The organism is Alteromonas sp. R7, assembly GCF_055755235.1.
Map to the genome: position 1 here is coordinate 145,833 of NZ_JBVTQX010000009.1, position 12,964 is coordinate 158,796.

At 46.2% G+C, this 12,964-nt stretch carries 8 protein-coding genes; 7 read left to right on the top strand and 1 reads right to left on the bottom strand.

Features of this window, described 5'->3' with window-relative positions; genetic code table 11:
• Window positions 1-40 precede the first annotated feature (40 nt).
• Window positions 41-832, bottom strand: a complete 792-nt coding sequence (locus AC0J2X_RS15220) for a cytochrome C assembly family protein (RefSeq protein WP_014948818.1) — start codon at window positions 830-832, stop codon at window positions 41-43.
• Window positions 833-1,130: 298 nt separating this feature from the next.
• On the opposite strand from AC0J2X_RS15220, the gene ffh reads away from it, so the two are divergent.
• From ffh to AC0J2X_RS15255, 7 genes are all read left to right on the top strand, one after another.
• A complete protein-coding gene (ffh, locus tag AC0J2X_RS15225) occupies window positions 1,131-2,570 on the top strand; it encodes a signal recognition particle protein (RefSeq protein ID WP_069943962.1) in 1,440 nt (479 codons plus the stop codon).
• 187 nt (window positions 2,571-2,757) lie between these two features.
• A complete protein-coding gene (locus AC0J2X_RS15230) occupies window positions 2,758-4,824 on the top strand; it encodes a YncE family protein (RefSeq protein ID WP_069943963.1) in 2,067 nt (688 codons plus the stop codon).
• Between the two features lie 351 nt (window positions 4,825-5,175).
• Window positions 5,176-8,898, top strand: coding sequence for an ATP-binding protein (locus AC0J2X_RS15235; protein WP_069943964.1), 3,723 nt, complete (start codon window positions 5,176-5,178; stop codon window positions 8,896-8,898).
• Window positions 8,895-9,530, top strand: a complete 636-nt coding sequence (locus AC0J2X_RS15240; protein ID WP_014978725.1) for a condensin complex protein MksE — start codon at window positions 8,895-8,897, stop codon at window positions 9,528-9,530. The genes AC0J2X_RS15235 and AC0J2X_RS15240 overlap by 4 nt, the downstream gene beginning before the upstream one ends.
• The gene (locus tag AC0J2X_RS15245) at window positions 9,527-10,744 is read left to right on the top strand and encodes a phosphoenolpyruvate carboxylase (RefSeq protein WP_069943965.1); all 1,218 of its coding nucleotides are present in this window, start codon (window positions 9,527-9,529) and stop codon (window positions 10,742-10,744) included. Before AC0J2X_RS15240 ends, AC0J2X_RS15245 begins: the two co-directional genes overlap by 4 nt.
• 462 nt (window positions 10,745-11,206) lie before the next feature.
• A complete protein-coding gene (locus AC0J2X_RS15250) occupies window positions 11,207-11,599 on the top strand; it encodes a TerB family tellurite resistance protein (RefSeq protein ID WP_014948825.1) in 393 nt (130 codons plus the stop codon).
• A gap of 35 nt (window positions 11,600-11,634) precedes the next feature.
• Window positions 11,635-12,891: an alpha/beta hydrolase gene (locus AC0J2X_RS15255; protein ID WP_069943966.1), complete on the top strand. Its 1,257-nt coding sequence runs from the start codon at window positions 11,635-11,637 to the stop codon at window positions 12,889-12,891.
• Window positions 12,892-12,964 lie beyond the last annotated feature (73 nt).

The window sequence follows — 12,964 nt, forward strand, 5'->3', positions numbered from 1 at the left end:
GCAAGCCCGGCAGCGAGCTCAGCAATAAATACAGGGAGTTTTAAAGAAGAAATTCGCGAACTAATTTGCTACCAAAATAGGCAAGGGACAGTAGCGTCACACCCAAGACTGTCATCACAATAACTTGTCGCCCGCGCCAACCCCGAAGTTTCTGGCCTATTAAAAGAATGAGAAAAACAACGAGAGCGGCCGCTGATAGCACCGTTTTATGCGCGTAAGTTTTGTTAAACATATCTTCTAAGAAAACAAACCCGCTAATTAGTGAGACGGTTAGTAAACAAGTTCCCGCAAGCAACAGCTTGAACAAAATGTTTTCTACAAGCATTAAAGGCGGTAGTGATGAATGTAGTAGCGCAGCACCTTTTTGCTTTAACCGGTAGGTAATGTAGGACATTTGCAGTGCGTATAAGAATGCAATGACCAAAGTGCAGTAAGCAAACAATGACAAACTAATATGGATAACTAAGCCCGGCTGCAGCTCTATGTGCATGATGTACGACACGGGAATAAACTGTGAGGCGAGTACCGTAAGACTTGCAAAGCCGAAAACAACAGGTAGTAAAATAAGATTAGGAATGGCGCGGGCAAATATAAGCATGGAAACGGTGATTATCCACGACACTAATGAAAGCACGTTGGTTACACTCATGTCTTGCCCAGGCGCGACAATAATAACGTTGGTGAGAAAAGCGATATGTGCAATTGCCCCAACACTAGCGATGGATAGCCCTAATCGCTTATTCGGGCCGTCTTGGTGTACGAATTTGCCAATAAGTACTGCCGCAGCTAATGCGTAGAGTAAAGCAGCAGAAATGGCGAAAAGGGTGTTCATGATGCGTCCTGTAATAGGTAGGTGACGTCTTCACCGACTGAGTCGGTATTGATACTGCAACTTGCAAGTAAATTCAACCATCTCCTTGATTTTGTTTGTTTCACACCCACTTTTAGTGTGGGTATAGGATCATGGAAGGACAATTTTTACTCCATATCGACTTCGAAATTCGTACATCAGATTTCGACAACCCTTGACGCAAAAGTTTAAAAATTTAACCGCAATTGTGGGTACGTTACCGTTCGCTTTTACGTTACAATGCGGGCATTACGTCTGAAATAAAAAGAAGTTTCATACTATGTTTGAGAATTTATCAGAACGCTTAGGCCAGACATTACGAAATGTCAGCGGTAAAGGGCGTCTTACTGAAGACAATATTAAAGAAACGCTACGCGAAGTGCGTATGGCGCTACTTGAAGCCGACGTTGCGCTACCCGTAGTAAAAGCGTTTGTTGCACAGGTAAAAGAGCGTGCAGTTGGTACCGAAGTAACCAAAAGCCTCAAGCCTGGCCAAGTATTTATTAAAATCGTTCAGTCTGAACTAGAGTCGGTGATGGGGGAGGCGAACGAAAAGCTTAACCTCGCAACTCAACCTCCGGCTGTTGTGCTTATGGCGGGCTTACAAGGTGCGGGTAAAACTACGTCTGTAGGTAAACTTGCGAAATACCTAACTGAGCGCGAGAAAAAGAAAGTAATGGTAGTGAGTGCCGACGTTTATCGTCCGGCCGCTATCAAGCAGCTTGAAACCCTTGCCGGTGAAGTGAATGTCGCTTTTCATCCGTCAACGATTTTACAAAAGCCCATTGATATCGTTAACGATGCCATTGTTGAAGCGAAGAAGAATTTCTTCGATGTACTATTAGTGGATACAGCAGGTCGTTTGCATGTCGACAACGACATGATGGACGAAATTAAAGAGCTTCACGCTGCTGTTAAGCCAATTGAAACTCTGTTCGTGGTTGATGCCATGACCGGTCAGGATGCTGCGAATACGGCAAAGGCGTTTAACGACGCGCTACCGCTAACCGGTGTAATACTGACCAAAGCAGATGGTGATGCACGAGGTGGTGCTGCACTGTCGGTTCGTCACATCACGGGTAAACCTATCAAGTTTATCGGTATGGGCGAAAAGGTTGATGCACTTGAGCCTTTCCACCCTGAGCGTGTTGCGTCTCGAATCTTGGGCATGGGTGACGTGCTTAGCCTTATCGAAGAGGTTGAGCGTAAAGTAGATAAGTCGAAAGCGGAAAAGCTGGCCAAGAAGGTACAGAAAGGAAAAGGCTTCGACCTGCAAGACTTTAAAGATCAGCTTGAGCAAATGAAGAACATGGGCGGCATGATGGGAATGCTTGATAAGCTGCCTGGCATGGGCGGTATGTCTGATAAAATCAAAGATCAGGCAAACGACAAGCAGTTTAACCAAATGGAAGCCATCATTAATTCAATGACACCGGCCGAACGCGCACGTCCAGATATGATTAAAGGGTCGCGTAAGCGCCGTATTGCAGCAGGCTCAGGAACCCAAATTCAAGATGTAAACCGTTTACTTAAACAGTTTACGCAAATGCAGAAAATGATGAAAAAGATGTCTGGCGGCGGCATGAAGAAGATGATGCGCCAGATGAAAGGCATGATGCCTCCGGGTGGCGGTTTTGGAGGCCCTGGTGGCCCAGGCGGCCCGGGTGGATTCGGCGGTCCTGGCGGGTTTGGCGGAGGCGGTGGCTTCCCACCTCGTTAAAAGGCTGTCGCATTACTTAGCAATGCTTAAAAACCTCAATCGCAGCAATGCATTGAGGTTTTTTTATTTTTTTGCATCCAGTATCACTCATCAATCGTTTGGCTTGTTGAACAGGACGTGAGCAGTACTAATCGCATCGCGCGTTTAAGTGACGTCTCTTCACGAATCAACAAGTACGGAGATGAAGATGGAATTCAATAAAACATCACAGCAAAAATTAAAACTGTCACTGTTGGCGACGGCAATGGTTCTCGCGCTAAGTGCCTGCGACGGTGACGACGGAACAAATGGTGTCGATGGGACTGATGGCGCGCCTGGCCAAGATGGTGCACCCGGTCAGGATGGAGCCCCAGGCTTTGCGTCAGCGACTTTCTTGGTCGCAAACAATGGCGATGACAACCGCAATACTGTTACCTCGATTGACCAAAACGCGAACGTCTTATCCACGGTAACCACAGGAGCCAATGAGGGGATTGTATTCACGCAAAGCGGAAGCTTAGTACAAGCTGGCGACAGTGATTTACCGTTATTAAGAACGCTTTGTAATTTTGAAGCTCAAGCCGACTACATGATGAGTGCAGGGCACGAGATAACGGGCGCAGCTACGGGCCTTGTTAACCCGAAAGGTATTGCCTTTGCTGAAAATGCAGGTTTAGTTATGGTGGCTGACTTTAACGGTCAAAAGGTTAGCGTATTCGGTAGCCAAGCAGTAGGCAATGTTGCACCGATTGCAGAAATAATGACCTCAGCAAAACCATGGGATGTGGCCTATGACGAACAAAGCGATAGATTGTTTGTTGCACTGACCGATGGGACACTTGCGGTTTACGATAATGTCGCTGGTTCTGATTTTGCGCCCGCAGTTATGCGTTCAGTGGTGCCTTCAGATGCAGACGGAAATCAAATATCGATTAATCTGCACGGTATCGCTTACGAGCCTATGTCTAATCGTATGGTATTGTCAGACGTTGGCGATGCTGCAATTGCTGATGATGGTCAAATTTTTGTTTTAGAAAATGTTTCATCAGCTGATGGCGCTGTCGTACCAAGCAGAGTTATTGGCGGCGCATCGACCCAGCTTGGTAATCCGGTAGACATTGTTTTAACCGGTTCTGATCTTCGCGTGGCGGAAAAATCCAATGACGCCATTTTGGTGTTCTCAAACATATTTAACGGTGCGAGCGGCGACGTTGCACCAACGCTATCAACGCCTTCAGTAAAACCAGAGTCGTTGGCCGAGTTAACTCAGCTGAACGAGATGAAAGACGCATCGGACGATGGCATAACTACCATGCCTATTATGGGCCTTTCGGTATCAAGTAACCCTGCAAGCGAAGGTGCAACCACGGGGCAAGTAGCGCAATACAGCGCTGTACTTTCCAGTGAGCTAAGCACTTTTGACGCTGGTATGAGCATTGAGAGTGCCGCTTTCACGGCTAGCGGTGATGGCGTCATTACTTTCGATGATGTTGAAACCTCAACGGGTGGTTTACTCGTGATTAATCGCCTCAAAACCATGCGAGACGGTATGATGTATAGCGATAGTTTCGACCACATGATTGCGGGTGGCGATACAGGCTTGATTGCACCTAAAGGGTTAGATATTGCCTCAGAAGCAGGTGTGGTATTTGTGGCAGATGTTAACGAAGCTACTCCTGCCGTTCGCGTATTCTCGCCTTGTGCGTCAGGCAATGTTGCGCCTCTATTAACACTTGAAGCGGCCAACGGGGCGCGCCCTTGGGATGTGGATTACGACCCATCAACTGATAGCGCGTATCTGGCGTTAACTAACGGTTCGGTTGCCGTGTTTGAAGAAGTGATGCGCAAAATGAAAAGCGGTGAAACCGTAATTACGGGTGAAGATAGGCTGATTGTCCCTGCAAGTGGTGGGACAGCATTTGCCGCGCCAACCAACATCCATGGCATAGACTATGATAGCCAAAGCGATAGTTTGGTCATTTCTGATGTAGGCAGCGCAGCGGATGCTACTGACGGTAAATTGTACGTGATTCCTGGCGCAGGCAGTGCCGATGGCATAACGGATGTATCCGTCAATATTGCAGGACCGAACTCAATGTTGGGTAATCCGGTAGACTTGATGCTCAGCAATGGTCATGTATATGTTGCTGAAAAATCAAATGGCATGATCCTGCGTTTTGACAATATTCTAAATGCAGCCTCGGGTGATATTACGCCCAGCTTTAGCATTATGTATCCCGCACCAGAGTCGGTAAATGTATTGTCAGTGAAGTAAAACAACTGATGAACAGCCTTGTAGAAACAGTTCATTTCATCGCTGTTCTATGAAACCTCAATGCTTTCGCTAAAGCGGCACGTACCTAATCAGTACGTGCCGCTTTATATTTATTTGGCGTTCTTGGGATATTCAAAAGCTTTGCCAACTAACTTTTAAACAATAGCATGCTTTATAACCAACAAATCACCGCGCATCTGTGCAAATTCGTGAATTCATAATACACTGACGGGCTACATCGTGCGCATGTGCTCGCTTTCTTTCAGGTATGCAACTTTTACCCTATCAAAGCAGGTACAGTTTTGTGCTGTGTGAGCGTTCACGCGGCAGAGTTATTAATACAGGAACACTATGGCAGGCTTAAAACGTATTATTCTTATCGACACGCATTTACCAGGCGTGGTCGAGCTAAAGCTTGATGGACACACCAATATTTGTGGTACCAATGCGTCGGGTAAAACCACGCTTCAACGACTTATTCCCGTGTTTTACGGTGAATATCCTAGCCGCGTGGTACCGGCAACCCGTGACAGCTTTGAACGCTGGTATTTGCCTCGTTTATCTAGCTTTATTATTTATGAATACACGCGTGCCGAAGGTGACCTGTGCCAAGCAGTGTTAAGCTCAAATGGAACTGGCGTTAATTATCGTTTAATTGGCAAGCCATTTGAAATCAGTGATTATTTGATAGAGCAAAAGAACGGCAAACACGCCAGTGTAAGCAGCGCCGAGCTTGCACGTGCCATGAAGCGTAACAACATATTGGTTACGAGCTTACTTAATACGAAAGACTTCCGTGCAATCATTCAAAACGATCACGGTGTGCTAAACCAGAGTAACAATGCCCGTGAGCTATTAGGTTACGCCAAAATCTTTAGTCTTTGCGAACCGTCGAAACACATGCGCCACATTGAGAAGTTGGCTAAAGCGGTTCACTCTAAAGAAGGCAAGATGGAAACTATCAAGGCCATGATTGCCGCCATTTTAGAAGAGGATGGTGTTACGCCACCTACTTCAGGCCTAAGCCGCCACCGCGTCGATGACTGGATTAAAGAATGTCACTTAATTAAACAGTTCGACAAAATTCGCCCTGAATTTTCTAAACTCGAACAAGCTGACATGGCGCTAACCACAACAGAGCAAGTGCTTGCTAACCTTAAGCATAGCTTCGAGCTTGATAAGACCTACTTGGCTGCGCGCGTTGAAACCACAAAGAATGAACTGGATGAGAATAGCTTCCAGCGCAAACAAACGGACAGCGAGTGGGGTGATACCCGTGATCACCTAAACCAGGTAATTTCATCTGCTCGCGCTGATGTTGAGAAGTTCACCAGTGAACTTGATACGGTAGAGCGTGAATTCGATAAATGGCAAGACGAAAATATTGAGCAGCTTAAAGAAGACGTGGCAAATCTAGCGCAGTGGCAAAATGAAAAGGCCATGGCCGATAGTCGCTATGTACTGCTTACTGAAAAACACCAAGATATTGAGTCGGCCTACAACAAGCGCTTGGCTGAGCTAGGTGAAAAGCTGTCAATTACCCTGGAAGAAATGTCAGCCGCACGCCAAGAAGCCGCAGAAAATAAAGCTGAGCAGCAGCAGAGCGAGCGTGAAGCATTAAGTCGCATTCAGAGCGACTACAATAGCCAGCTAAGCGCGCTTCAGAACGATTTCCAAAATAGTTTGAACGAGCTAAAAGTTGCTGAAGCTGAACTTAAAGCGTCACTTAGCAATGCAGGCTACAACGAGTTTGAACAATCTCAGCTAGATATTCTTGATGCGGCCATTAAAGAAGCATCTATCAATGAAGATGCAGCGCGCGGTGAGCTGCGACAAGCGCAGCAGACGCACAGTAAATCAGTTGAGTTTCGCAAAGAATGTTCAAATGCGTTAGATAAAGCACGCAACGCCTTTCAACAAGAAGAAAAAGCGGTTAACAAGATTAATGCGCTTCTTTACCCTGGCGAAGGCTCGCTACTTGAGTTCTTGCGCGCCAATGTCGATGACTGGGAGTTATCCTTAGGTAAAGTTGTGCGTCCTGAGCTACTAGAGCGCACTGATTTAGCGCCTGCTATGGCAAAGGATGCACAAGGCGACAGCCATACCTTTATGGGCGTTAAGTTAGCACTTACTGAACTTGATACCCCAGACTATGCCTTTACCGAGCAAGCGCTTAAGCAGCAACTGCAAGAAGCTGAAATTCGTCAAGCCGCTGCCCTTGCTGCGCAAAACGAATGCGAACAGCGCTTGGCGAAAGCGAACGAAGATGTGCGCAACGCCGAGCTTGTGGTTACCCAAAAAGACAACGCTGTTAAGAGTGCCGAAGCCAGCCGTAAACGTGCACAGCAAGACCGCGATACGGTACTTAGCGAATATCAGCAGGCGCTTTCTGCACGTAAGCAAAAAGCCAAAACTAAGCTTGAAGCGAATCAGCAGTCGCAAAAGCAAGCGAAGGCTCAGTTTGAGCTTAGTCGTGACGAAATCAAAGATCAGCAGCGCGAAGCGGAAACCGAACACAAATTCCATTGGCAGCAGCTTATCGCTGACAGTGAAGCACGTATATCTCAGCTTGATAGCGACATGCGTAAGGCGAAAGACAATGCTGCCCAAGATCGCAAAGATATGCAGGATTGGCTAGAAAGCGAATTGAGCAATCGCGGTGTGGATGTTGATGAAATAGGTCAGCTTAAAAAGCAAATCAATAAGCTTAAAGAAGACATAACGCGCACTGAAACCCACCGTCATAAAGTAGCCGACTACGAGCGTTGGTACACTAACGTGTTTACCAAGCAAAAAGTGGTATGGCAGGAAGGCTTGTCTAAGTCGCGTAAGTTATTGGGCGAATCTGAGCGTAATTTAGCCAGCAAACAAGCAACCTATAAAGCTAACCGCGAACAGCTTCAAGAGCAGCACGGGCAGCTCGAAACTACGCTTAAAACTGCCAGTGAGCACTTGGAACAGGTTAAAACCTTAAGTAAATCTCTTGCCAAGCTTACGCTTCAGGCAGGTGATGAAACGGCTGAAATTAAGCACGACGATGTAAGTATTGGTCAGCGTATTTCAGAAGTGCAAAGCCAGCTTCAAGAGCGCGAAAACTTACTAAGCGATATTCGCGCCTATGTAGAGCGGTTCGATCAGCTTATTGCCGCGCAAGCGGGCACAGGGCTATCTGATACGTGGGAGCGCGCCCGTGAAGAGTGTGCAACGCTGAACGCCCACGGCGTGAAGAGCTTTGATCATCGCCGTATGGTGTCGCATCTAGCACAGCTTCTAAACGTGATTGTTCCGCAGAAGCTACAGGGCTTGCGTGAGCAAGGTCGTATCTTTGGTGCCGATCTTTCGCAATACTATTTTGTACTTGCCGATATCGACAAACGCATTGTGTCGCAAAGCCGCCGTATTACCCAAGAGGTCGACGGCGACCTTTCTCTTGATGGTGTATCAGACTCGGCTGTTAAAATTCGCTCACGTATTAGTGAACTTGAATTCTGGCCTGAACTTGAGCAATTCAGAAAGCTCTATGAACACTGGATGGAAGAGGGGGCTAACGAGTTACCGGAAGAAGAATACGGTCAAAGTATGCGTCGGGTTCTTGATATTCTTGGCCGTGCAGCGCTTACGGGCGGCATTAGCAAGCTACTTGATATCGAGCTACACCTACGTGAGGGTAAAAGTGACCTTGTTATTCGTACCGACCGTCAGCTTAACGAGTCATCAAGCCACGGTATGGCCTACCTAATTTTGTGTAAATTCTTACTCGCTTTCACCCGTCTGCTGCGCGGCGATGCCGACGCCACAGTGCATTGGCCGATCGATGAACTAGGTACACTTCACCAAAACAACGTGAAGAAAATCTTTGAAGCGTGTCAAAACAATAACATTAGTGTAGTCGGCGCATTCCCTAACCCAGAGTCAGAAGTATTGACGTTGTTTGAAAACCGCTACTTGATAGATAAGGTAACGCGTCAATTGCAGGTGGTTCAGCCGAAAGCAAGCTCAATAGGCGCCCGCATAAAACTCAAAAAAGAAGCAGACAAGAACAATGAAGTAGCAGGCAAGGAGACATCAGCATGATGACAGAACAAGGCCGTGTACTAAGTGCACTTTTACAAGGCGCGTTTATTTGTCAGGTGACCGATGAAGAAGCGTGGCGTTTTCTTAAATCAAGAGATAACGCAGCTCAGCTAGAGCCTCACCTAGCCTTGCTGAACCGCACACTTTCAACTACTGCAGAAGGTGATGTTTTCTTTGCTAGCTTTCTTACCATTGGTGAGAACGAGCGCAAAGTGCTTACACAGCAGTTCCAAGATACAGCATCTAACCTAGTGCCTCTGGTAGAGTGGTTGCTGCTAGTTCAGCAAGCCAATGAATCTGATATGCCCATTACCATGGGTAGCGCGATTCGATTAAACGAGCTGCAAACTACCATTGAAGACACCCCCGCCTATGCTGAGCAGTTAGAGAAAATATCGCGCTATCGCATGTTTGGTTCTACCAGTGTGAATTTGGATGGTCAGCTAAAGCAGGTGTTTAAACGCTTAACTGAAATGGGTTATCTGATTAAGCCAAACCCAGATAAACAGATTTATTTGGGCACTGGCAAAATTGAACACCTTTACGAAATGCTACGTTTCATTGATGAAACCGAAGCGCTGAGTTTATCTGAGCAGGCGGAGGCCGCTATTTCGCAAGGTAGCTTGATATGAGTCAGGTGTTAATTCAGGCAGGAACTAAACTATTAAACGCATTGGGTCGTCACAGCGACCTGATCATGCAGGCGTATATTAATGGTTCAGTAAAAGAGCGCGATCACAGCCCTAAGGTGTTGGAACAGCTTGTTCAACTAGGCGTATTGTGGCGTCCGGAAGCGCAAAGCGAACTGCGTTTGAAAAGCGCGGTGAGAACGCTTTTAGAGGGGAGCTTACAAGACGAGCGCAACCGGACTATCAACGCTAATATCGGTGCGTCGCTGGCAAGCCTTAAAACCCTAACCGAGCACTATAAAGAAGCCCTTCACTACAACAAGTACAATGAAGCGGCAGCCCACATGGGCGATTTGACCGAGCATGTCTATCAACTTTCAGAATCATTGAGTAATAGCGTGCGTGTCATGTTTGGCCGTATTAACAATGAGTTTGGCTACGTGTCTTCGGTTGAAGCTAAAATTCGCGAAAATGAGCTAGCGCAAGGACAGGTAACCGACTTACTTGCCCAGCTTGAGTGTTTCCGCTTCGATGAATTAAGTGAACTGGCAGGTTCTAACCGCGAACTTCGTCACTTGCTGGTGGTGTCGCTACAACAGCGATTTGCCAAGGCCGCACAGGAGCTGTCAGTAGTACAAGCACGCTTATTAGACTTGTTGGGTCGGTTCAGAGAGTTCCAAGGTCGAACACGCTTGCTTAAAGGCTTCTTGCTACACATGGAGCAGCAGCCTGATTTTGCGCCAGGCAACTACGCTAACCTGACTAACGTACCTGTGTTGTTTAACCAATCGGACGCGATTATTGCTAACGCTGCTCCAGACGTGAACAACGTTGAGCATGAAGCCGATTACCACAATATAGTGGCGTCGTTAACCCACGTACACAAACGTCAGACTAAGCACGAAGACACGAAACCAGTCGACATTGATGTGACTGAGCAATCGACCTTGTCACTTGAAAAAGATCCATTGCAGCAAGCGGTAGAAGCGTATTTCTGTGAAGTCATCGATTCTGGTCAGCCTAAAACGGCGCTGGATTACTTTGAAGAACGGGCTTTAGACTTTGACCCTGAAGTGTGGATTTATCAGGTGATCGGGGGGTATCAAGCCCTAAACGATGAAGATAAGCAGTTTTTTGCATTAGAATCCCACGGTAATAACGATAAAGTCTATACTGGTAATTTCTACATCAACGACATCACGTTGGGCTTGCGTTAACGTCATTTCTTAATTTTACCCATCGCCTGTAAAAGTAAGTCTGGCCCACGTTTATTAAGGGTGTGCCAGGCTTTCATACAACGTTAGTTGTTCAAATCTAAACATAAGCTACTGCCTTTTTTAACCCATGTTTACATCATCATCACACAAGATTTTGAGATGTATGACACTTGGAACCTGTCAAAAAACACCTATAATGCAATAGGTGTTTACACTTATTTAACATTGTGAACTAAAAGCTTCATCGCTGCGTAATGTTACCGTCAATTCTGCGGTCTACATTGTTGGTCCAGTTAATCCTTGGAACCAAAGTAAAGGTTTACAGGTCCTATTGCAGTTAATCAGCGGCTAAAGTGTTTTCGATGTTTAATAGCGCAATGTAGACACTGAAAATTATCGCTACTGCTAGGATGCAGAGCATGTTGTGGTACTGCCGCGTACAGTACGAAGAGGAAGAGTGTTATGCAATTATCAGAACAACAAAGTTTTAACCAAGCCCTTATCAAGCTTTCAGTTTTACTTTATCAAGTCGATGGAATGGTCACGCTGTCTGAACAAGACTACCTGAATGCAATGGTTGAGTCTTTAGACTGGCAAAGTCCAATCTGCCGCGAAGCATTTCTTAACGATACTATCTACCAAACCCGAAAGGCCATTGACACCGGTGATGCCATTACGTTTTTACGCAGCTTAAAACATGACTTGTCGTTTGATGCTGAGAAAACACTAGAAGTGGCGATGGCGATCACAGGCGTTGATGGCGAGCGAAGCGAGGAAGAAACCGAACTGCTATCATTACTTACCCATAAATTACTCGCCAAAGCTTTAGTTTCGGGTAAAGATACACTGCAATAATCGCTTTTTTATTGCCACAGACCTAAACGTTAACAATGCCAAATTTTACCGTTAAAGCAGCACACGCATGTGCTGCTTCTCTCGCGCTGTTCTTATTGAGCGGCTGCCATTCGTCGCACAGTTCTCAGTTTAGCGCCAGTGCACAGGCCTTCCCGGTTGGTGTGCAGCCTTTCGATAATTACCTAAATGAAGTTGAACGTTACTTGCTTGAACATAGGGCATTTGTTTCTGACGACAAAGCACAAGAAATGTCCATGAATATGCCATTTGAATGCGGCACACAATACCGCAATATTGGCGCCTTGTTAGTTCATGGATTGGGCGATTCACCTTACTTTTTTCGTGATGTTGCCAACGCCATGTGCAGTGAGGGCATTCACGTTAGAACCATCTTGTTGCCGGGACACGGCTCAAAACCCGGAGACATGCTAAATGTTAGCTATCAGCAGTGGCAGACAGAAACTAATCATCACATACGACTATTTTCCGAAGAAGTAGACAACCTCTACATTGGTGGCTTTTCGACGGGCGCTAACTTGACCACAATAGCAAGTTTTTCGATGGCTGAAGAGCTTGATATAAAAGGGCTAATGCATTTTTCACCAGCCTTTAAATCACGCTTCTTTGTGTCCCGTTTAGCGCCTTATATTGACTCATTATTTCCCTGGCCTAATGTTGAAGAAGAAGATAACCCAAGCCGCTATAACTCCACTGCAATGCCAGGGTTCGCTGCCTATCAAGAAAGCGTAAATGTGCTTCAAGATTTATTCTCTAAATCGGAAAAAGAAAAGCGTGCGTTGAATTTACCTGTGCTTATGGTGGTGGCAGAAAAAGACAGTGTGGTTGACACAAAAAAAGTAGCTGAACAGTTTAGAGATAATTTTACTCATCCACACAAGTGTTTATTGTGGCAGGGTGAGGACGAACCCGATGTACCTGAAAATACACTCATCATGCAAACCATGAAAGTCCCGGAGCAGCGTATTAGCGCAGCCTCTCATATGAGTACACTTTTTTCAGATAAGAACCCGCTATATGGTACTGCGAGTGACTTTCGCATATGTGATAACGGTCAAGGTAGTGACGCTGAAGCGCGCTGCAAAGCCGGCGAAGAAGTGTGGTATGGGCCGTGGGGATTTGAGCCCGATAACGCTGATGAAGAGTTAGCAACTAATAAGAAAGACAAGGTGTATGCAAGGCTAACCTACAACCCTTACTTTGATAGGATGGTCGATCAACTACTCGCCTTTACAGGTAAAGCCAAAGTCAAAGCGTTCTGTAAAACCTACTAGGGCAGTAGGTTCTTAATCCATTTGAAAGCTCTAGCATCAGCCGTTTTTTAATAAAAAAACGCCCAAGCCTTAA

Bases quoted from the DNA above. Each gene is read 5' to 3' on its own strand.
- AC0J2X_RS15240 (WP_014978725.1), top strand. From the start codon at position 8,895: ATGATGACAGAACAAGGCCGTGTACTAAGTGCACTTTTACAAGGCGCG.
- AC0J2X_RS15230 (WP_069943963.1), top strand. From the start codon at position 2,758: ATGGAATTCAATAAAACATCACAGCAAAAATTAAAACTGTCACTGTTG.
- AC0J2X_RS15255 (WP_069943966.1), top strand. From the start codon at position 11,635: ATGCCAAATTTTACCGTTAAAGCAGCACACGCATGTGCTGCTTCTCTC.
- AC0J2X_RS15220 (WP_014948818.1), bottom strand. From the start codon at position 832: ATGAACACCCTTTTCGCCATTTCTGCTGCTTTACTCTACGCATTAGCT.
- AC0J2X_RS15235 (WP_069943964.1), top strand. From the start codon at position 5,176: ATGGCAGGCTTAAAACGTATTATTCTTATCGACACGCATTTACCAGGC.
- AC0J2X_RS15245 (WP_069943965.1), top strand. From the start codon at position 9,527: ATGAGTCAGGTGTTAATTCAGGCAGGAACTAAACTATTAAACGCATTG.
- ffh (WP_069943962.1), top strand. From the start codon at position 1,131: ATGTTTGAGAATTTATCAGAACGCTTAGGCCAGACATTACGAAATGTC.
- AC0J2X_RS15250 (WP_014948825.1), top strand. From the start codon at position 11,207: ATGCAATTATCAGAACAACAAAGTTTTAACCAAGCCCTTATCAAGCTT.